Here is a 19684-nt window from a genome sequence, read left to right as displayed (position 1 = left end):
TAGGACGTCGCTAGGCAAACGGAAAGTCTTCCCTGTGTGGGAAGGCTTTTTTTGTGCGGTTCAAAGCTTTTAGAGGACAGGATCCTAAGGGCATTGATGGCAAAGTGACGAAGTGACGAGATCTCCAGTGCATTCAGAGCAAAAAGTCAGAAACCCCGACATCATGAGGGGGACTCGAATTCCTTCAATCTGAAAGTAATTCCCTCAGTCATGAGTATGATTCCTTCATTTCCAAAGCGTAAAAATCACTCCAGTAGAAATCTCTTCATCTCCTCCGGTACCTGACGTGATGAATCAGTAAGGAAACTTTTGATGACTGGATAATCTAATGTTTCCTTATAGGTCATACATGTATGCCACCATTCTGTTTCGTAGCGGGCGAGCATGCTGAGGTTGTAAAGGATCAGGTAGTGCGCCTGCAGTGTATGGGTTGACGGATATTGATCATGCAATGAATTGAATAATTGCTGCATAGTGCAGGTAGTGGTTAGTGGTGTGCAGTACAGCAATTTTTCTGAGAATGTTGTGTAGAGTCCATGCTTTTGAATTTTGACTGTGTCTTCTAAAAAACTGTAGTGTTTCTTTTTAATTTTGCGGGAGGAAACACCGTGTGCGAGCTGATTTGATTTTTCAGGATGAAAGGGGTCTTTCATCGTGATAGCAGCTTTTAAAAGGTGGGTCATGCCGTAAAATTGCATAACGGGCTGGATGCAGACTGGTGACTGGGCTGACTGCTGATAGAACCGTTCAGCGTGTTCAATATGTGCACATATAGATGGAGCTTTTTGGGTGGCAAGCTGCTCTGGATGGTCGAATGCTTCTATTGAATAGTGCTTGTATAAATGCTGAATGGCATAGTGTTTCGCATATAAAGGAAGGTAGTGGTTCCAGTCAAAGTCAGACGTCATACAAAAAATCTCCCAACTATTCTTAATAATCGAACTTATTCCTTCGATATTGACACACACGGGACCGGCTGATAACCTTACAATAATATTTTTGAGACGGGGAGGAACATGACAATGTGGGAAACGAAATTTGCTAAAGAAGGTTTAACGTTTGATGATGTGCTGCTGGTCCCGGCTAAATCTGAGGTACTGCCGCGTGATGTTGACTTGTCAGTTGAGCTTACGGACACAATTAAGCTGAATGTGCCAGTTCTCAGTGCAGGCATGGATACGGTGACGGAAGCTGCAATGGCTATTGCAATGGCACGTTCAGGCGGCCTGGGTGTTATTCATAAGAACATGAGTATAGAAGCACAGGCTGAGCAGGTTGAAAAAGTTAAGCGTTCTGAAAGTGGCGTCATTACGAATCCATTTTTCCTGACTCCTGATCACCAGGTTTTTGATGCAGAGCATTTAATGGGCAAATATCGTATTTCAGGTGTTCCAATTGTGAATGATATGGAGGAGCAGAAGCTCGTTGGTATTATTACAAACCGTGATCTTCGTTTTATCCAGAATTACTCGATTAAAATTGATGAAGTCATGACAAAAGAAAATGTTGTGACAGCTCCAGTCGGTACAACTTTAGAAGAGGCTGAGAATATTCTTCAAAAGTATAAGATTGAAAAGCTTCCTTTAGTTGACGATAACGGTATGTTAAAAGGATTAATTACAATTAAGGATATTGAAAAAGTCATTGAATTCCCGAATTCTGCAAAAGATTCACAGGGACGTCTATTAGTTGCTGCATCAGTAGGTGTAACAGCAGATGCTGAAAAGCGCGTGCAGCTGCTTGTAGAAGCAGGCGTTGATGCACTTGTGATTGATACAGCTCACGGCCACTCTCAGGGCGTGCTCGATACAATTGCGCTGATCCGCAACTCATTCCCTGATGTCGTGATTATCGCAGGAAATGTCGCAACTGCTGAAGGAACGAAAGCACTGATTGAAGCTGGCGCAGACGTTGTAAAAGTAGGAATCGGCCCAGGCTCAATCTGTACAACACGTGTTGTTGCAGGTGTTGGTGTTCCTCAGATCACAGCTGTGTATGACTGTGCAACTGAAGCACGTAAACATGGTAAATCTATTATTGCCGATGGTGGAATTAAGTATTCAGGAGACATCGTGAAGGCACTTGCTGCCGGTGGACATGCTGTGATGCTTGGAAGCCTTCTTGCCGGTACAACTGAAAGCCCGGGTGAAACTGAAATCTTCCAGGGCCGCCGTTTTAAAGTGTATCGTGGAATGGGCTCAATGGCCTCAATGGAAAAAGGCTCGAAGGACCGTTATTTCCAGGAAGATGCGAAGAAGCTTGTTCCTGAGGGAATTGAAGGCCGTACAGCTTATAAAGGACCACTGGCTGACACAATCTATCAGCTGGTTGGCGGTATCCGCAGCGGAATGGGTTACTGCGGTTCGAAAAACCTTCATGAACTTCGTGAAGAAGCGCAGTTCATTCGCATGACAGGTGCAGGCTTGCGCGAAAGCCACCCGCATGATGTTCAAATCACTAAAGAATCTCCAAACTACTCAATGTAAATAGATGAATCATTCGACACACTCAGGCAGGACTCCATTCTTACAGGAGTCCTGCTTTTTTGTCACTGAACAGTGCTATAATGTCTATACTTTTTGATGATAAATTATGATAAAATGACAGAAGTGTACATAGAAAAGCGGAGGCGAGCGTTTAGGAGCAGCCATGACGGAGATAAAGGAAACACCGCGAACGTTCGTGAGCTGGTGTTTACTGATCGGACGAGTGGAATGGAAGTCTGCTAGACCATGCGATCCGGAGCTAGACACGGATATCATATCGGAGGTTTAACATGTTGAAAACAAAAGTGTTGCGCAAAATGACAGTCAGTGTCCTTGCGTTCGTATTATTTTTTGGCAGTGGTGCTTTTATGCACGAGGCGAAAGCGAATGTCATTCAGAATTGGAATGTAGATGCAGCCATTCTGCTTGAAGCAGAAACAGGTAAAGTGCTGTATGCAGAAAATGCAGATACGCAGCTTGGAATTGCAAGTATGACAAAGATGATGACTGAGTACCTTCTTCTTGAAGCAATTGCAAACGGAGAAGTTGCCTGGGATGATCAATATACAGTGACGGATAAAACGTACGAACTTTCTCAGGACCGTTCACTTAGTAATGTTCCTTTGCGAAACGGGGAGCAGTACTCTGTTCAGGAACTTTATGAAGCAATGGTCATCTATTCAGCAAATGCTGCAACAATCGCGCTCGCTGAAATGGTTTCCGGTTCAGAAGGTGAATTTGTACAGCTGATGAATGAAAAAGCAGCTGAACTTGAGCTGGGCGACTATAATTTTGTAAATACGACCGGATTAAATAATGCGGATATGCTTGGCTATCATCCAGAAGGTACTGGCGTTGATGAAGAAAACGTCATGTCAGCACGTGGAACAGCGAAGCTTGCTTACCATTTGTTAAATGACTTTCCGGAAGTACTTGAAACATCAAGTATTCCTAAAAAAGTATTCCGTGAAGGCACAGACGATGCAATTGATATGGAAAACTGGAATTTCATGCTTCCTTCTCTCGTATTTGAATATGAAGGCGCAGATGGAATTAAAACAGGTACAACAGACTTTGCAGGCTACACATTTACAGGAACAGCTGAACGTGACGGCATGCGCCTGATCTCAGTTGTCATGAATGCGACAGATGAAAATGGTGTCGGTTCTTATGCTGCCCGCTTTGGTGCGACAGCAGAACTGTTTGATTATGGATTCGGTAATTTCGCTATGCAGGAAATCCTGCCTGCCAACTATACAGTAGAAGGTCAGGAAACATTGCCTGTTGATAAAGGTACAGAAGATACAGTAGCGATCGAGTCAACTGAACCGGTACAGGTACTTCTTGAAAACGGTCAGGATCCGGCGGAATTCACACCGGAACTAGTGCTTGATGAGTCGCTGTTAAATGAAGATGGCGAGCTGACAGCGCCGATTGAATCAGGTGCCCAGGTCGGTACACTCAGCCTGGCTTCAGCAGGTGGGGAATATGGCTTCCTTGATGAAAGTATGGCTTCATCACTTGAATCAGAAGTAGTCACGACTCAAGCAGTAGAAAAGGCCAATTGGTTTGTACTAAGTATGCGTGCAGTCGGGGGCTTCTTCGGCGGACTGTGGGATACAATCGTCAGCACAGTAAAAGGCTGGTTCTAAGAAATATTTTATTTTAATACTTTAATGGAATGAAAACCTTTATCCATCAAGGTTTTTAGCACCATTTTAAGTGTAAAAGCACTTCCTGTCTTGACAGGAGGTGCTTTTTTAGTGAAGATAAAAGATGGAATAATGAAAAGTGGAGGGGATTTGTGAAATGCCTAAAGCTGGACGTATCATTCCGACTATTAAGCTTAAAATTTACCAGTTTCAGCGAAGTCCAGGGTCAGACCCGGAACTTCACTGAACTGTTCTAAAGGATGAAGGAGGCTTTTACCATGAATACAGGTACGGATCGTGTAAAAAGAGGAATGGCAGAGATGCAAAAAGGCGGCGTCATCATGGACGTAGTCAATGCAGAGCAGGCTAAATTAGCAGAGGCAGCAGGAGCGGTAGCAGTTATGGCGCTTGAACGTGTGCCATCTGATATTCGTAAAGACGGCGGAGTAGCCCGTATGGCGGACCTTCGTATCGTAGAAGATGTAATGAAAGCGGTTAGTATTCCGGTCATGGCAAAAGCAAGAATCGGGCATATTACAGAAGCTCGTGTACTTGAATCAATGGGCGTAGATTATATAGATGAAAGTGAAGTACTAACTCCAGCGGATGAAGAGTATCACTTAATGAAGAGTGATTTCACAGTACCATTCGTATGCGGGTGCCGTGATCTTGGTGAAGCAGCTCGCCGTATCGGTGAAGGTACGTCAATGCTTCGTACAAAAGGTGAACCTGGAACAGGGAACATCGTTGAAGCAGTGCGCCACATCCGTAAAGTAAACGGACAGATCCGTAAAGTTGTGAATATGTCTAAAGATGAACTGATGACAGAAGCAAAATTGCTTGGTGCACCATTTGAACTTCTTTTAGAGATCAAGGAACTTGGACGTCTGCCGGTTGTAAACTTCGCTGCAGGCGGCGTAGCAACACCAGCTGATGCTGCACTGATGATGGAGCTTGGCGCTGACGGTGTATTTGTCGGATCAGGTATCTTCAAATCAGATAACCCTGAAAAGTTTGCACGTGCAATCGTAGAAGCAACAACACACTATCAGGATTATGAGTTAATTGCAAAAGTATCAAAAGAACTTGGTACAGCAATGAAAGGGATGGAAATCTCTTCACTATCATTAGAAGACCGCATGCAGGAGCGCGGTTGGTAAGAAAGGGCTGATCATCATGACAACAATTGGTGTGTTAGGTTTACAGGGAGCGGTTCGCGAACATGTCCGTTCAATCGAAGCAGGCGGTGCCAAAGCGGTTGTCGTGAAGAAAGCAGAACAGCTCTCAAGTATCAACGGATTAATTTTACCAGGCGGAGAAAGCACAACGATGCGCCGCCTGATTGATGTATATGGTTTGATGGAGCCGTTAAGAGCATTCGCTGCTTCAGGCAAGCCGATGTTTGGCACATGTGCCGGGCTGATCCTGCTTGCAGGAGACATTGTCGGGTACGATGAGCCGCATCTTGGTGTGATGGACGTTGTGGTTGAGCGGAATTCATTTGGCCGTCAGAAGGAAAGCTTTGAAGCGGACCTGTCCATTACAGGCATTGAAAGGGATCCTTACACAGCAGTCTTCATCCGAGCGCCGCACATTGTGTCAGCCGGTCCTGATACAGAAGTGCTGGCAACGCACAACGAGCGGATCGTACTTGCGCGTCACGGACAATTCCTTGGCTGCTCATTTCATCCGGAGCTTACGGATGATCACCGTTTGACTGAGTATTTCATTCAAATGGTAGAATCACCGGCTGTTGTGATTTAAATAATAGTTGATCTTTTTCAGATCGTGTAGTAACCTAATTTTTATCATACAAACGAAAAGCTGTGACAGAAAGCAGTAACGAAATGTGCTTATTAAAGAGAGTCTGCGGTCGGTGCAAGCAGATATGAGGCATTCGTGAATCCATTCTGGAGCGGGAATCTGAAACTTTCAGTAGGATTCCACGGGCAGGCACCGTTATGCCTTAAGCGGAAAGTACACATGTGCTTTCAACCAGGGTGGTATCGCGGGCTTCAACTCTCGTCCCTTATTATTTTATAATAAGTGGCGGGAGTTTTTTGTTTGTGTAGGCAGGGACATACCCTGACTTCGCGGCCGGCGAGTGACGGTCGTGACAACGCCAGCGGGAGTAGACGCACAGTTTTTCAACCAATATAAAAGGAGGAATCACCATGTTAGATTTAAAACGATTACGTAATCATTTTGAAGAAATAAAAGAGAAGATGGGCAAGCGCGGAGAGGATTTGAAGGACTTTGATCAGTTTCAGGCTTTAGATCAGGAGCGCCGTGAACTGATTGTGAAGAGCGAAGAGAAGAAGAGCCGCCGTAATGAAGTGTCTCAGGAAATCGCACAGATGAAGCGTGAAAAGAAAAACGCAGACGATGTGATTGCTGAGATGCGCGGACTAGGGGATGAAATTAAGCAAATTGATGAGCGCCTTCGTGAAGTGGAAGACAAGCTTGAAACGCTGCTCCTATCTATTCCAAACATACCGCACGACAGCGTTCCTATTGGCGATACGGAAGATGATAACGTTGAGATCCGCAATTGGGGAAATATCCGCGACTTTGGATTTGAACCAAAACCTCATTGGGATGTAGCGACTGACCTTGAGATGCTGGACTTTGAACGCGCAGCAAAAGTAACTGGCAGCCGCTTCGTGTTTTATAAAGGAGCAGGTGCACGTCTTGAGCGCGCGCTGATCAACTTTATGATGGATCTTCATCAGGACCAGCACGGATATACTGAAATGCTGCCGCCATACCTTGTAAACCGTGCAAGCATGACTGGCACGGGTCAGCTGCCAAAATTTGAAGAGGATGCTTTCCGTATTGAGAAAGAAGACTTCTTCCTTGTACCGACTTCTGAAGTACCGGTGACAAACTTCCACCGTGATGAAATTTTAAAAGCGGATGAGCTGCCAAAAGCGTATGTTGCATACAGCGCAAACTTCCGCTCTGAAGCGGGATCTGCCGGTCGTGATACACGCGGATTGATCCGTCAGCACCAGTTTAACAAAGTAGAGCTTGTGCGTTTTGCGAAGCCTGAAGAATCTTATGAAACACTTGAGATGCTGACGGGGCACGCGGAGAAGGTGCTTCAGTTGCTGGAGCTCCCATATCGCGTGATGAGCATGTGTACAGCTGATCTTGGCTTCACAGCTGCGAAGAAATACGACATTGAAGTATGGATTCCAAGCTACGGCACATACCGCGAAATCTCTTCTTGCAGTAACTTTGAAGACTTCCAGGCGCGCCGTGCAAATATCCGCTTCCGCCGTGAGCCAAATGCGAAGCCTGAGCACGTGCATACGCTAAATGGAAGCGGCCTTGCAATCGGCCGTACAGTGGCTGCGCTTTTAGAGAATTACCAGCAGGAAGACGGCAGCGTGGTTGTGCCTGAGGTATTGCAGCCTTATATGGGTGGTAAGAAAGTTATCGCTAAATAAATGTGAAGAGAGCTGTCCTTGAGGGGGCGGCTCTTTTTTATGTATGTACAGCGCTTCGCTGTTCCCGGGCTTTGGCTGCACGGTTTTATCGATTGAGTGCACTGTTTCGGCTGGTGAGTGCGCGATACACCCGGGTTGAGTGCACAAGATCCCGTCGCGAGTGCACACCACGCCGAATCCGATGTCCAATAACCTCATTCCGGCAGTCAATCCGTCCACTTCATGCACTTGAGAAACCAGGATCCTGTTTCCGAAGTGCATCCACTGCCGCTTTGCTGTTTCCGGGCGTTGGCTGCACGGTTTTGTCGATTGAGTGCACGATTTCGGCTGGTGAGTGCGCGATACACCAGGGTTGAGTGCACAAGATCCCGTCGCGAGCGCACAACCAGCCGTATCCGATGTTGTATGAGTCTCTCGCGCTGTTCAACACTTCAAAAAAACTTCCCGGCTTGACGTTTCTATACCTTCCGGCGTATTATATGTTATAAACTTATATTCCGATCAGAAAGGTATGATATATAGATGGCAAACTCTATTTCAATACCGCGTCCACTTGTGCGCGCCAATCAATGGACCATCGTTCTCACCGTAGCAGCAGTCTGGATAACAGGACTTCATCACTTATTGCTGATTCCGCTTCTCGCCGGTCTGGGTGGCGTACTCTTTAATTTTAATCCAGTTATGCGTCTGGCAAAGGTGTTCCTGAAGAAGCCAATGAGCAGTTATATTCCAGAGGATCGTTCGGATCAGCGTTTCAATCAGATTCTTGCAGTGTTTTTCCTGACAGGAGGCTATGTTTCTTTCATTTCAGGCTGGACAATTGCTGGTTATGCATTTACAATAATGGTTGTGACTGCGGCGTCAGTTGCGATCATGGGTTTTTGTGTCGGGTGTTTCATTCGTTTTCAGTGGAAGCAGTGGCAATACCGAAAAGCAAAAGCATCTAAAAGTTTTTAAAAAAACTTTTTAAAAAGAATTGACGGGAACTATTTATCCATGATATTATAATTCTTGTCGACACGGAGGAATACCCAAGTCTGGCTGAAGGGATCGGTCTTGAAAACCGACAGGGGTGTAACAGCCCGCGGGGGTTCGAATCCCTCTTCCTCCTCCATAATTTTAAAATTTAACATCAACGCGCATAAATTGGAGAAAGTCACTGCTTAGGCAGTGGCTTTTTTGTCTATTAAAATGCTTAATATCTTCGTACAGCACTCTGGAAACAGGGTGCTTTTTTCTTTTTCGCAAAAAAACGCGAATTTTCCCGACTCCTAATACTAAAAATAAGAACACATGTTTGGTATAATGTGAAAAAGGAGGGATGATATGCAGAAAAATTTATATGAAACCACAGTGGAAATGCGGGACGGTGGGGAACGAGAGACGCTTGAGCTGCTGTCAATGTTCGAACCCGTCATTCACAAATACGGCCGACTGCTTGATGGTGAGGACACAAAGCAGGATCTAAAGCTGCATTTACTGAAGGCTGCACGTAAAATGCCGCTAGAACAATTGAAAGATAAAAATAACAAAGTGATCTTCAGCTATCTCGCAAAATCATTAAAATACGAATTTATTCGCTTATCAAAAAAGAACAGTAAGAAAATCGAATTCGAACAAGCCTTTGAGGTGAAAAATATCGCAGATGAAGCAGTCATGAATTCGGAGATCGAATTGCTTGAGATGATGGAGGTGCTCACCAGTCAGGAGTCATTCGTCATTGAATGCATGTATGTCAGTGATTTATCTGCAACGGAACTTGCCCAATACATGAGAATTTCAAGACAGGCTGTGAACCAGACGAAAAACAGAGCGCTCAAAAAGATTAAATGTCTGTATTTTGGACATGAAAAAGAGAAAAGGAAGCCATCAGATTCAGTGCAGTGACCAGACCACAAGAATTGACGCTCCTTTTCCCTGTCTCAATTATATCGCATTCGAGATAATAATTCATGCACAGAAAAACCCGGCGGCGTATCCGAATACACCAGCCGGGTTTTCTTTATCGCCCATCCTTCTTCAGCAGCAACTCAATCAGCTGCAGCGTTTCCTCAAGCTTCCGATTCGTCTCAAAAAACTTATCCTCCCGCTCCTTATTCATCCGCAGCACGTAAAACAAAAGCCCCGCAAACACACCCTGCGTCGACAACACATCAATCAAAATCTTCTCCATCAAAAAAATCCCCCTTTTACTCTATATAAAAGGAAGATGAAGTCTTCTTGTAAACGCTGGGTTTGAATTTTATATAAATTGGCTGATGATTTCCGCTTCAATCATCAGCTGTGCAGATTGAATGATGGGATATATTATCGAGTATGATAAAAATGAATTAATTAGTACTCATTCAGCTGGCTCTTGGAGTGAAGGACGAAGACTCCTGCGGAAAAACGATCGGGAAAGACCCCGCAGGGCAGTGGTCTTCTGCCCGAGGAGGCTTGAGCGTTCGTCCGCGGAAAGCGAAGTCCTTCACGGAAAGAGACAGCGGTCTTAGACATTTACTTCTTCAAAAGCGATGTCTGCTGAATAAACGACCCGATCTTCTCAAGAATCGGATCAATCGAATCCGGATTCTTCACAAGATCATAATCATTAATATTCAGACGCAGCACCGGACATGCATTGAACGAATCAATCCAGTTTTCATAGCGCTGGTGCATCTCTTCCCAGTAAGCAAGCGGTGTTTCCTGCTCCATCGGACGGCCCCGTGCCTGAATGCGCGTCACGATATCATCAAGCGATCCCTCAAGGTAGACAAGCAGACTTGGATGAGGGAAGTATGGCGTCATCACCATTGCCTCAAAAAGACTCGTGTACGTTTCATAGTCAACCGGTGACATCGTGCCTTTTTCAAAATGCATTTTTGCAAAAATGCCTGTATCTTCATAAATCGAGCGGTCCTGAATGAAGCCGCCGCCGTATTCAAACATACGCTTTTGTTCCTTGAAACGTTCTGCCAGGAAATAAACTTGCAGGTGGAAGCTCCATTTTTCGAAGTCTTTATAGAATTTATCGAGATAAGGGTTAGCCTCAACTTTTTCAAATGAAGTTCTGAACTGAAGGTGTTCAGCGAGTTTTTGTGTCATTGTTGATTTTCCGACGCCGACTGTTCCGGCGATCGTAATCACAGCATCGTTCGGGATGCCGTAGCGTTCACGTGCATTCATAGGGTTGTACTCCTTTTAAGTAATGATTCTTCGACCTGCTGAAGGACTTTCCCGAGGTCTTGTTCGTAGTTGACGAAATCAATGTCGTCACCGTTTATACGCAGCACCGGGATTTCCGGATGCGTTTTTTCGAAATGGTAGATGAATTCTTCATAGTCTGCTGAGAGCTGCTCAAGGTAGAGCGGGCTCATATCACGTTCGAAATCACGTCCACGCAGTTTCACCCGTTTTAACAAAGTCTCCAGGCTTGCGTGAAGGTAGACAACCACATTCGGCTTTGGCATATCAGCCGTTAAAATGCGGTAAATCTCAAGATACTTGTCGTATTCCTCAGGGCGCAGTGTGCGTTTTGCGAAAATGATATTTTTGAAGATGTGGTAATCTGCCGCAACAGGCTTCTGTGCAGACAGATAAAGGCGCTGAATATCGCTCAGCTGCTTATAGCGGTTGCAGAGAAAGTACATCTCTGTCTGAAAGCTCCACTCATCAATGTTTGAGTAGAATTTATCTAAAAAAGGATTCTCATCGACAATTTCCTTAAGTAAATGGAAATCAAAGTGTGAGGAAATCGCTTTTGCGAGGGATGTCTTACCAACGCCAATCGGACCCTCCACCGTAATAAACGGAATGGTTGTCATTCTCGTTTTCCTCCTTGTTCTCCAGTCAAGCCGGTTCAGTTTGCACCCGTTATTGTACCATATAAGAAAAATGAAAAGTAGACATCATCAGACGAAAAAAGACAAGGACCGCGATGATACGCGCCTTGTCTGATAGAAAAAATTATCTGAGCTTAACAGGGGTGAACTGATCGCTGATGAGCAGCCAGTTTTGTGGAAAAGACAGGCCGAGTTTCCAGTAACTCATCCCTCGTAAGTTCAACTCTTTTAACAAATCAAATTTCGCCTGAATGGACCGGGCATCCTCGAACCAGATGATATGGTCTTTTCCTTCGGCAGTGTACTCGATAAATGGTGCCTGGGCAGTTGTATCGTATTGGATCGTTACGCCTTGCGTTGCAGCAATTTCGATGGCCTGCTGGGGACTGATGGCGCGCGCCTGAGAACCCTGGACAAATGGCAGCGTCCAGTCATAGCCATACAGGTTCTGTCCCATCATGATTTTATTTGCCGGCATTTCAGTCAGTGCATACTCAAGTACATCTCTGACCGGACCAATTGGGGAAACTGCCTGAGCCGGTCCGCCGCTGTAGCCCCATTCATACGTCATGATGACCACAAAATCCACAACCTCACCAATCGCCTTATAATTGTGGGCTTCATACCATCTGCCTGGTTGATCTGCACGTGTTTTTGGTGCGAGTGCTGCTGATACAAGCCAGCCTTCCTGAGCGTAGCGTTCTTTTGCTTTTGCTAAAAATGCGGTGTACGCTTCCTCATCTTCAGGGCGCAAATATTCAAAATCAAAATGAATGTCCCGGAATCCATATTGCTTAGCGGTTGCTTCAATATTATCCAGCAGATTGTTCTGAACCGTCATATCATTTAATAGAATACGGCCGAGCTCATCGTTAAATCCGCCTTCTTCTAAATTCGTGATGACCATCATCAGGGTATTGCGGTTGGCGTCTGCAATTGGTACAAACGGATCAACTGGCAGCGTGCTGAGTGAGCCGTCGCGTAGTGCCCGGAAGCTGAATGGAGCCAGATAGGTTAAGTAAGGAGCGGCTTCCCTTGTGCGGAACAAAATATTTTCAGAGACAGTCTCTCCGAACGGTTCCGCATAGGCATTGAATTCAGCCGGTGTTTTTGGCTTTGGCGGTAAGTAGAGTCTCCAGCCAATCGCAAGCGGCTGGTCAGGTGACAACCCATTAATAGAGGCGAGTTCCTGATAAGTGATTCCAGCCTGCTGGGCAATTTTATAAAGTGAATCTCCGGCCTGAACAAAATAAAAGCTTCCTGTAATCGGGATCACGAGTGCCTGGCCCGGTACAAGTTGATCCGGGTTCGGCAGCTGATTGGCATCTGCGATCTGCTGAGGTGTGATTGAATAGCGAGCGCTGATCGTAAAAAGATTCTCACCCGGTTGAACGACGTGAATTTGCATAAGGAACTCCTTTCGCATTTAGAGAAAATAGACGCTATTTTCAACTATATGATAAGATCAGAAAAAAATGAGCAAAGGACGAATGTGATGACTGAACGCGATGAATACTGGATGCGGCGAGCGATAGAGGAAGCAAAGAAGGCGGGAGCGATCCGCGAAGTGCCGATTGGGGCTGTCATTGTAAAAGATGATGAGATCATCGCCTCGGCCTACAATATGCGCGAAACCACTCAGAATGCTGTTACGCACGCTGAACTGCTGGCGATTGAAAAAGCCTGTGATGCTGTTGGCAGCTGGCGCCTTGAAAACACAACGCTTTATGTCACGCTGGAACCGTGTCCTATGTGCAGTGGAGCAATTTTGTTATCACGTGTGGACCGGGTCGTCTATGGTGCGCGTGATCCAAAAGCTGGATGTGCCGGGAGCCTGATGAATCTGCTTGAAGATGACCGATTCAATCACCGGTGTGAAGTTGTGCCGGATGTACTCGGGGAAGCGTGCGGACAGATGCTGACGGACTTTTTCAGGGGGCTGCGTGAAGAAAAGAAATTGAAGAAACAGATGTTAAAAGATCCTGATTGATTTTTCAATCTGCAGGTAGTATACTAAATCTTGCGTCGTCAAAAGGCGCAAATGATTATTGGTCTCATTTTTGCCGTGCTAGGTGGGGAATTAGCGGTGCCCTGTATTCGCAATCCGCTCTAGCGAAACTGAATCCCTTCTCGAGGCTGCCTAGCCTTATGGTCTGCCTTCTGTAAGTGGTGTTGACGTTTGGGTCCTGCGCAATGGGAATTCATGAACCATGTCAGGTCCGGAAGGAAGCAGCATTAAGTGGAACCTCTCATGTGCCGCGGGGCTGCCTGAACCGAGCTAACTGCAGGAGTAACGCATGGGGCTGTCAGTCGACAGAAGGTGCACGGCATTTTAATTTTATATATTCAAAGTCATCCTGGATTCCGGGGTGGCTTTTTTGTTTTGTTTGCGTGAGGGGATGAGGCTGAGTACCTGAAGTGTCGAACATGTCTCCCGGGGTCGCGAATGAGAGCTCTTAAACGCCGAATCTGCATGGATGAAACGTGAACCACCCTAACCGGCGAAGTTTAGCGTAGTCTGGAGTAGGTTAAATTACACTCTTCTACGAACAACCCCGTTTTTTCTTTGAACTAGCCGTGTTTTTTTAAGAACCACACCTTCTATTCCGAGAACATCAGGCATCTTTCTCCGAACATCACGCTTCATTCTGCGAACCCCGCCACTACACCTGTATGACTCCCTAAAAAATCCACGAAAAATCCCATTATATGGGCGTTTTCTGAATCATTTTTAAAGGTATGATAACCTTAAGTACATAACAATTGAAAAGGGGAAGTCAAATGAATTCGAAAAAATCACCAGTACTGATGGTTTCTGTGGGACTCGCACTTGCATTTGTGCTCGTCGGTGTTTTATTTACCGATCAGCTGAATGCGGGTCTTGCAACGGCACAGTCATTTATGTTTGAAACGTTCGGGTGGTATTACCAGCTGCTCGTAACAGGATTGTTTCTTTTTGCGGTTTATCTCGCATTTGGCCGCTTTGGAAAAATAAAGCTTGGACCGCAGGAAGGAAAACCTGAATTTAGCAGGCCTGTCTGGTTTTCGATGCTGTTTTCAGCAGGAATCGGAATTGGGCTGTTCTTTTATGGCGTGTCAGAACCAATCGGACATTTTTCAGCGCCGCCTTATGGGGAAGGTGGAACCGCAGCTGATGCTGTGAGTGGTGTTGCCTACACATGGCTCCACTGGGGCTTTCATGCCTGGGCTATTTATGCGATCGTTGCTCTTGCCCTTGCGCTTCAGCAATTCCGTTATAATTCACCAGGTTTAATGAGTTCTACATTATACTCTGTGTTTGGTTCGAGAGTAAAAGGGCCACTTGGACACACAGTTGATATCATTGCAGTTTTTGCCACATTATTTGGTGTTGCAGCTTCACTTGGGCTTGGTGCCCAGCAAATTAACTCCGGACTTGTATTCCTGTTCGATGCTCCTTACAATTTTACAATTCAACTGATCATCATGCTGATCATCACTGTGATCTTCGTCATTTCAGCATCCACTGGTATTCATAAAGGAATCAAATACTTAAGTACGATTAATATATCGATCTCATTTTTGTTCCTTGTTTTTATTTTCATTACAGGACCAACATTATTTATGTTAAACATGTTCGTATCAGGTCTGGCTGAATACTTATCGATTTTTATTCCGATGTCACTGCAGGTTAACCCTGTAAATGACCAGGCTTCAAGCTGGACTGAAGGATGGACGATTTTCTACTGGGCATGGTGGATTTCATGGACACCATTTGTCGGAATGTTTATTGCCCGTATTTCTAAAGGGAGAACGATCCGTGAATTTATTGTCGGTGTGATCTTAGTACCGAGTTTTGTCATGTTTATCTGGTTCGCTTTTGTCGGTGGAACAGGCATCTATTATGAATTATACGAAGGACTAGAAGTATCAGCTCAATCACTTGAAACAGCGTTGTTTTATGTGTTGCAGGAGCTGCCACTTTCGGCGATTATGTCGTTTTTCACCATTATTATTATTACGATATTCTTTGTCACAACAGCTGACTCTGCAACATTCGTACTGGGGATGCAGTCAACAAACGGAAACCTGAACCCATCGACCAGAATTAAAATTACTTGGGGTGTGTTATTTGTTTCCATTACAGCGATCCTGCTTTTAGTCGGGGGTCTGCAGGCTTTTCAGACTGCAATCGTGATCAGTGCATTGCCACTGTCAGTGATTGTCATATTTATGTGTATCGGCCTAGTTAAAACGCTGAACAAAGAAGTTAAAGGCAAAAAATCATAGTTTGATGTCTGTGTGATTTCCTCTCTTTTTTCGAGTGTCAGGGCAGCAGATATGCGTTATACTTATGAGAGGAAAACACAACAGATGAGGAGGGTACACCATGGCTTACCAAGCGTTATACCGCGTGTGGCGCCCACAGGAATTTGCTGACGTTGTAGGGCAGCGGCACGTGACAAAAACGCTGCAGAACGCCCTCTTACAGGAGAAAATTTCTCATGCTTATTTATTTTCGGGTCCCCGTGGTACTGGAAAAACGAGTGCGGCGAAAATTTTAGCCAAAGCGGTCAACTGTGAGCATGCACCAGTCAAAGAACCATGTAATGAATGTGCGATTTGTAAAGGTGTTACAGACGGTTCGATTTCCGATGTCATTGAACTCGATGCCGCATCTAATAACGGAGTCGATGAAATCCGTGATATTCGTGACAAAGTAAAATATGCGCCAAATGAAGGGCGCTATAAAGTATATATCGTCGATGAAGTGCATATGCTTACGCCCGGGGCTTTTAATGCGTTATTAAAAACACTTGAAGAGCCGCCAAAGCATGTGATCTTTATTCTGGCAACGACTGAACCGCACAAAATTCCGCTTACGATTATTTCCCGCTGTCAGCGCTTTGATTTTAAAAGAATCACCGCGCATGACATTACCGGGAGAATGAAACACATTGCCGAAGAATCCGGTGTAACGGTTGAAGAAAGAGCATTGCACATCATTGCACGGACTGCAGAAGGCGGCATGCGTGATGCGCTCAGTCTGCTTGACCAGGCGATTTCGTTCAGTGGAGAACAGGTGACAGTTGAAGATGCGCTGACGGTAACCGGATCAATCGGCCAGGAACAGCTGACAAACCTTGTGAAATCGATTATTGATCAGCATACAGCTTCAGCACTTGATGCGATTCATCAGCTGCTTGAAGAGGGAAAGGATCCCCTCAGACTGATCGAGGACCTGATTTTATACAGTCGTGACCTTTTACTGTTCAAAACAGCTCCTGAGCTTGAGGATTCGCTTGAACGCGTGTTATCTGATGAAGCGTTTAAGCAAATTGCAGATACAGTCGAACCTGATTTGCTGTATCAATACATCGAAGTGCTAAATAAAACGCAGCAGGAAATGAGACTGTCTAATCATGCCCGCACCCATTTAGAAGTAGCAGCTGTGAAACTGTCGCAGTCTGAGCGCCCAAAGGTTTCACAGGCAGCGGATATTCCGGACCTGCAGCAGCTGATCAACCGGGTGAACCAGCTTGAAGGTGAACTGAAAAACCTGAAGGCAAACGGCGTGTCAGAAGAAGCAGCTCCAGCACCTGCCCCGGCAGCAAAGAAACAATCACGCCAAAGTACATTCAAGGCACCGGCCGGCAGAATTAAAGAAGTACTCAGGAATGCAACGAAAGATGACATTTCACAGATTAAAAACCGCTGGGGAGACATGCTTGAGAGTATGAATCGCCAGCAGCTGAGGTCGCTTACTGCTCTTTTAAATGAAGCGGAGCCAGTTGCAGCATCTCAGGACACTTTTGTGTTAAAATTCAAATATGAGATTCATTGCAAAATGGCAATGGAAAACAATAAGCTGACTGACACGATGCCTTCGATTCTTCAGGAACTAACGGGCGCTTTTTATTCTGTGATTGGTGTTCCGGAAGATCAGTGGCTTGAGATTCGTGAAGACTTTATTCAGAATCAGGAAGAATCTGAGGATGATGGAGAAACGAAAGAAGATCCATTGATTGAAGAAGCAAGGAAACTTGTCGGTTCAGACTTACTCGATATTCAAGACTAAATTATTCGGAGGTATTACACATGCGTGGTGGAGGAAATATGCAAGGTATGATGAAGCAGATGCAGAAAATGCAGAAGCAAATGGCAAAGGCACAGGAAGAGCTTGGTGAAAAGCGACTGACTGGTACAGCCGGCGGTGGAATGGTTACTGTAACTGTTTCAGGTCATAAAGAAGTTGTAGATGTAGAAATCAAAGAAGAAGTTGTAGATCCGGAAGATATCGAAATGCTGCAGGACCTTGTGTTAGCCGCAACAAACGAGGCAATGAAAGCAGCTGAGGAATTGACTAATTCTACAATGGGACAGTTCACTAAAGGCATGAACCTCCCGGGGATGTTTTAATACGTGCACTACCCGGAACCGATATCAAAGCTGATTGACAGCTTCATGAAACTGCCAGGCATTGGGCCGAAAACAGCGGCCCGGCTGGCGTTTTTTGTATTAGGAATGAAAGAAGATACAGTGCTCGATTTTGCCAAAGCGCTGGTCAACGCTAAGCGGAATCTCGGATTTTGCTCTGTTTGCGGCCATATTACAGACCAGGATCCATGCTATATCTGTGAAGATCAAAAGCGCGACCGCTCAATTATTTGTGTCGTTCAGGATCCTAAAGACGTGATTGCTATGGAAAAAATGAGGGAATACACAGGCCTTTATCACGTGCTTCACGGTGCCATCTCACCAATGGATGGAATCGGCCCTGAAGACATTAACGTTCCCGACCTGCTGAAGCGCCTTCAGGATGATGAAGTTCAGGAAGTGATCCTTGCCACTAACCCAAACATTGAAGGAGAAGCAACAGCGATGTACATTTCAAGACTGCTGCGTCCTTCAGGTATTAAAGTGACAAGAATTGCACATGGTCTGCCAGTAGGCGGCGATCTTGAGTACGCAGACGAAGTGACATTATCAAAAGCACTAGAAGGCAGAAGAGATGTCTGATGACCAACAGATTCAAAGGAGCTAAACGCCATGCTGTTTCGTAAAAAAGGAAAGCTAAAAAAAGAGTATGACGAGCGGCTCGTTCATTTAATGCAACAGACAAGAGAAGAGTGGCAGCAGCAAAAAAATTTTTCAGATATGAGCTTTGAAAAAAGCCTGCAGTTGAATGCTGAAGAAAAAATGGCTGAAGCGCGCTACTTCTATTTGTTTAAAGAAGCACGTCACCGGAAAATTGTCATAAAGTAAGTCACTCGCACATAGAATATTTACACTAGGAAAAGCGGAAGCAGAAGGTAAATGCGGTGGACTGAAGCAATTTGAGATAATTAAAAGTACAGTAAAGGCTGTTGCTGACTTATCTTTGGTTGCCAAGGAACGCTTTATCCCCTGTCTGCTTGAGCTGGACAACTTTCTTATTTATTAAGGAGGAGTGTAGATGATCTGGCTGTGGCTGCTGGGAACGCTCACCACTGTCATCCTGATTCTGGCGGTTGGGACCGTTCCTTTTTTAAAATGGGTATGGCGGTTCGCGACTAAATGGGTTGTAGGACTTGGCTTGCTGTTTCTTATTAATCGTTTCGGACAGGAGTATGGATTATATGTTCCGATGAATCCACTCACAACTGGAATAGCAGGTGTTCTTGGACTGCCGGGTACGGCGGCGCTTGTTTATATTTTTACGAGGTAAGCAAATGGTTTCACAATGAGGGAAAGAAGATGCCCTTGCTGTGGAACTTTTTTTATTTTCACCCGTACATTGGATGAGAGAGTTAGTATAGAAGAAAGGTGGAGAGAAAATGGCGCAGTATCGAGTAAAGCCCGGAAAGGGTGTATCAGCTCTGGCTATGGCAGGCGGTATTGTCTTTATTATAATCGGAGTCTTATTTGTAATCCCCCAATTCGGTGCGTTTGGGATCCTATGGACATTGTTCGCAGCAGGTATTACAATTTTCCACGCAATCAATGTATTTTCAAAAAACGGTGCACCTGCATATGAGGCAAGCGTTCCGGCTGATGTATCTGCTGGTAAAGAAAGCAGCTATGAGGAGAAGATCAGACAGCTGCATCGTTTGAAAGAGGAAGGTCTGGTCACAGAAGAAGAGTTTCAAAAGAAGAAAGCTGAGCTGTTGAATGAGAAATGGTAGGGCGTTTTTGTAGGGAATTGACTGAAATGAAATCTTTTTTTGTAAAAGGGTTGCATTCTTTTTAAGTTCCGTGGTATATTATTCCTCGTTGCTTCAACAGCGCAGCAAACAATTGAATGACAAAGCGAA

20 protein-coding genes, 1 tRNA gene, 1 other RNA gene and 1 other annotated feature are annotated in these 19684 nt (G+C 45.2%); of the genes, 17 read left to right on the top strand and 5 right to left on the bottom strand.

The features are described 5' to 3' along the window. Positions 1-245: 245 nt before the first annotated feature. A complete protein-coding gene (locus tag E2626_RS16995) occupies positions 246-908 on the bottom strand; it encodes a YaaC family protein (RefSeq protein ID WP_134383383.1) in 663 nt (220 codons plus the stop codon). 114 nt (positions 909-1022) lie between these two features. Here E2626_RS16995 and guaB point away from each other — a divergent pair, with 114 nt between their 5' ends. From guaB to E2626_RS16955, 8 genes are all read left to right on the top strand, one after another. Next, entirely contained in the window at positions 1023-2486 is a 1464-nt protein-coding gene (gene guaB, locus E2626_RS16990; RefSeq protein WP_134383381.1) for an IMP dehydrogenase, read from the top strand. Between the two features lie 293 nt (positions 2487-2779). Then, positions 2780-4138, top strand: coding sequence for a D-alanyl-D-alanine carboxypeptidase family protein (locus tag E2626_RS16985; RefSeq protein ID WP_424955148.1), 1359 nt, complete (start codon positions 2780-2782; stop codon positions 4136-4138). A 278-nt stretch (positions 4139-4416) separates the two neighbouring features. Beyond that, positions 4417-5298: a pyridoxal 5'-phosphate synthase lyase subunit PdxS gene (pdxS, locus tag E2626_RS16980; protein ID WP_134383379.1), complete on the top strand. Its 882-nt coding sequence runs from the start codon at positions 4417-4419 to the stop codon at positions 5296-5298. Between the two features lie 16 nt (positions 5299-5314). Continuing rightward, a complete protein-coding gene (gene pdxT / locus E2626_RS16975) occupies positions 5315-5902 on the top strand; it encodes a pyridoxal 5'-phosphate synthase glutaminase subunit PdxT (RefSeq protein WP_134383377.1) in 588 nt (195 codons plus the stop codon). A 53-nt stretch (positions 5903-5955) separates the two neighbouring features. Then, positions 5956-6171, top strand: a binding site (T-box leader). 141 nt (positions 6172-6312) lie between these two features. Then, a complete protein-coding gene (serS, locus tag E2626_RS16970) occupies positions 6313-7590 on the top strand; it encodes a serine--tRNA ligase (protein WP_134383375.1) in 1278 nt (425 codons plus the stop codon). Between the two features lie 522 nt (positions 7591-8112). Beyond that, on the top strand, positions 8113-8547 hold the full coding sequence (locus tag E2626_RS16965; RefSeq protein WP_134383373.1) for a DUF4395 domain-containing protein: 435 nt from the start codon (positions 8113-8115) through the stop codon (positions 8545-8547). A gap of 64 nt (positions 8548-8611) precedes the next feature. Next, positions 8612-8704: transfer RNA gene (locus E2626_RS16960), tRNA-Ser, on the top strand. Positions 8705-8916: 212 nt separating this feature from the next. Further along, on the top strand, positions 8917-9477 hold the full coding sequence (locus tag E2626_RS16955; protein WP_134383371.1) for a sigma-70 family RNA polymerase sigma factor: 561 nt from the start codon (positions 8917-8919) through the stop codon (positions 9475-9477). A 115-nt stretch (positions 9478-9592) separates the two neighbouring features. Here the strand turns inward: E2626_RS16955 and E2626_RS16950 are convergent, their stop codons facing one another. The 4 genes from E2626_RS16950 to E2626_RS16935 all read right to left on the bottom strand — a co-directional run bounded on the left by E2626_RS16950 (position 9593) and on the right by E2626_RS16935 (position 12819). Then, positions 9593-9763 carry a BhlA/UviB family holin-like peptide gene (locus E2626_RS16950; protein WP_134383369.1) on the bottom strand — a complete coding sequence of 57 codons (171 nt, stop codon included), beginning with the start codon at positions 9761-9763 and terminating at the stop codon, positions 9593-9595. Positions 9764-10086: 323 nt separating this feature from the next. Further along, on the bottom strand, positions 10087-10755 hold the full coding sequence (locus E2626_RS16945; protein WP_134383367.1) for a deoxynucleoside kinase: 669 nt from the start codon (positions 10753-10755) through the stop codon (positions 10087-10089). Further along, a complete protein-coding gene (locus E2626_RS16940; protein ID WP_134383365.1) occupies positions 10752-11393 on the bottom strand; it encodes a deoxynucleoside kinase in 642 nt (213 codons plus the stop codon). Before E2626_RS16940 ends, E2626_RS16945 begins: the two co-directional genes overlap by 4 nt. 142 nt (positions 11394-11535) lie before the next feature. Then, positions 11536-12819 (bottom strand): glycoside hydrolase family 18 protein, encoded by a 1284-nt coding sequence (locus tag E2626_RS16935; protein WP_134383363.1) that lies wholly within the window; start codon positions 12817-12819, stop codon positions 11536-11538. A gap of 87 nt (positions 12820-12906) precedes the next feature. Between E2626_RS16935 and tadA the strand changes: the two genes are divergently transcribed. The 9 genes from tadA to E2626_RS16890 all read left to right on the top strand — a co-directional run bounded on the left by tadA (position 12907) and on the right by E2626_RS16890 (position 19555). After that, a complete protein-coding gene (gene tadA / locus E2626_RS16930) occupies positions 12907-13401 on the top strand; it encodes a tRNA adenosine(34) deaminase TadA (RefSeq protein WP_134383361.1) in 495 nt (164 codons plus the stop codon). 73 nt (positions 13402-13474) lie between these two features. Beyond that, an RNA gene (gene ffs / locus E2626_RS16925) (signal recognition particle sRNA large type) lies at positions 13475-13739 on the top strand. Positions 13740-14192: 453 nt separating this feature from the next. Beyond that, positions 14193-15680, top strand: a complete 1488-nt coding sequence (locus E2626_RS16920; RefSeq protein WP_134383359.1) for a BCCT family transporter — start codon at positions 14193-14195, stop codon at positions 15678-15680. A gap of 100 nt (positions 15681-15780) precedes the next feature. Beyond that, the gene (dnaX, locus tag E2626_RS16915) at positions 15781-17469 is read left to right on the top strand and encodes a DNA polymerase III subunit gamma/tau (RefSeq protein WP_134383357.1); all 1689 of its coding nucleotides are present in this window, start codon (positions 15781-15783) and stop codon (positions 17467-17469) included. Between the two features lie 20 nt (positions 17470-17489). Next, positions 17490-17810 (top strand): YbaB/EbfC family nucleoid-associated protein, encoded by a 321-nt coding sequence (locus E2626_RS16910; RefSeq protein WP_134383355.1) that lies wholly within the window; start codon positions 17490-17492, stop codon positions 17808-17810. A 3-nt stretch (positions 17811-17813) separates the two neighbouring features. Further along, positions 17814-18410, top strand: coding sequence for a recombination mediator RecR (gene recR, locus E2626_RS16905; protein ID WP_041120745.1), 597 nt, complete (start codon positions 17814-17816; stop codon positions 18408-18410). A gap of 30 nt (positions 18411-18440) precedes the next feature. Beyond that, a complete protein-coding gene (locus E2626_RS16900; RefSeq protein ID WP_134383353.1) occupies positions 18441-18656 on the top strand; it encodes a YaaL family protein in 216 nt (71 codons plus the stop codon). Between the two features lie 190 nt (positions 18657-18846). Continuing rightward, positions 18847-19098: a pro-sigmaK processing inhibitor BofA family protein gene (locus E2626_RS16895; RefSeq protein ID WP_134383351.1), complete on the top strand. Its 252-nt coding sequence runs from the start codon at positions 18847-18849 to the stop codon at positions 19096-19098. A gap of 109 nt (positions 19099-19207) precedes the next feature. Continuing rightward, the gene (locus E2626_RS16890) at positions 19208-19555 is read left to right on the top strand and encodes an SHOCT domain-containing protein (protein WP_134383349.1); all 348 of its coding nucleotides are present in this window, start codon (positions 19208-19210) and stop codon (positions 19553-19555) included. The last annotated feature ends 129 nt before the right edge of the window (positions 19556-19684 follow it).

Origin of the sequence: Jeotgalibacillus salarius (genome assembly GCF_004405125.1) — a bacterium.
GTDB classification, from domain to species: Bacteria; Bacillota; Bacilli; order Bacillales; family Jeotgalibacillaceae; genus Jeotgalibacillus; species Jeotgalibacillus salarius.
The sequence above is the reverse complement of the archived record's forward strand: the minus strand, read 5'-3'. Positions and strand labels throughout refer to the sequence as shown.

Bases quoted from the DNA above. Each gene is read 5' to 3' on its own strand.
- E2626_RS16995 (WP_134383383.1), bottom strand. From the start codon at position 908: ATGACGTCTGACTTTGACTGGAACCACTACCTTCCTTTATATGCGAAA.
- guaB (WP_134383381.1), top strand. From the start codon at position 1,023: ATGTGGGAAACGAAATTTGCTAAAGAAGGTTTAACGTTTGATGATGTG.
- pdxS (WP_134383379.1), top strand. From the start codon at position 4,417: ATGAATACAGGTACGGATCGTGTAAAAAGAGGAATGGCAGAGATGCAA.
- pdxT (WP_134383377.1), top strand. From the start codon at position 5,315: ATGACAACAATTGGTGTGTTAGGTTTACAGGGAGCGGTTCGCGAACAT.
- serS (WP_134383375.1), top strand. From the start codon at position 6,313: ATGTTAGATTTAAAACGATTACGTAATCATTTTGAAGAAATAAAAGAG.
- E2626_RS16965 (WP_134383373.1), top strand. From the start codon at position 8,113: ATGGCAAACTCTATTTCAATACCGCGTCCACTTGTGCGCGCCAATCAA.
- E2626_RS16955 (WP_134383371.1), top strand. From the start codon at position 8,917: ATGCAGAAAAATTTATATGAAACCACAGTGGAAATGCGGGACGGTGGG.
- E2626_RS16950 (WP_134383369.1), bottom strand. From the start codon at position 9,763: ATGGAGAAGATTTTGATTGATGTGTTGTCGACGCAGGGTGTGTTTGCG.
- E2626_RS16945 (WP_134383367.1), bottom strand. From the start codon at position 10,755: ATGAATGCACGTGAACGCTACGGCATCCCGAACGATGCTGTGATTACG.
- E2626_RS16940 (WP_134383365.1), bottom strand. From the start codon at position 11,393: ATGACAACCATTCCGTTTATTACGGTGGAGGGTCCGATTGGCGTTGGT.
- E2626_RS16935 (WP_134383363.1), bottom strand. From the start codon at position 12,819: ATGCAAATTCACGTCGTTCAACCGGGTGAGAATCTTTTTACGATCAGC.
- tadA (WP_134383361.1), top strand. From the start codon at position 12,907: ATGACTGAACGCGATGAATACTGGATGCGGCGAGCGATAGAGGAAGCA.
- E2626_RS16920 (WP_134383359.1), top strand. From the start codon at position 14,193: ATGAATTCGAAAAAATCACCAGTACTGATGGTTTCTGTGGGACTCGCA.
- dnaX (WP_134383357.1), top strand. From the start codon at position 15,781: ATGGCTTACCAAGCGTTATACCGCGTGTGGCGCCCACAGGAATTTGCT.
- E2626_RS16910 (WP_134383355.1), top strand. From the start codon at position 17,490: ATGCGTGGTGGAGGAAATATGCAAGGTATGATGAAGCAGATGCAGAAA.
- E2626_RS16900 (WP_134383353.1), top strand. From the start codon at position 18,441: ATGCTGTTTCGTAAAAAAGGAAAGCTAAAAAAAGAGTATGACGAGCGG.
- E2626_RS16895 (WP_134383351.1), top strand. From the start codon at position 18,847: ATGATCTGGCTGTGGCTGCTGGGAACGCTCACCACTGTCATCCTGATT.
- E2626_RS16890 (WP_134383349.1), top strand. From the start codon at position 19,208: ATGGCGCAGTATCGAGTAAAGCCCGGAAAGGGTGTATCAGCTCTGGCT.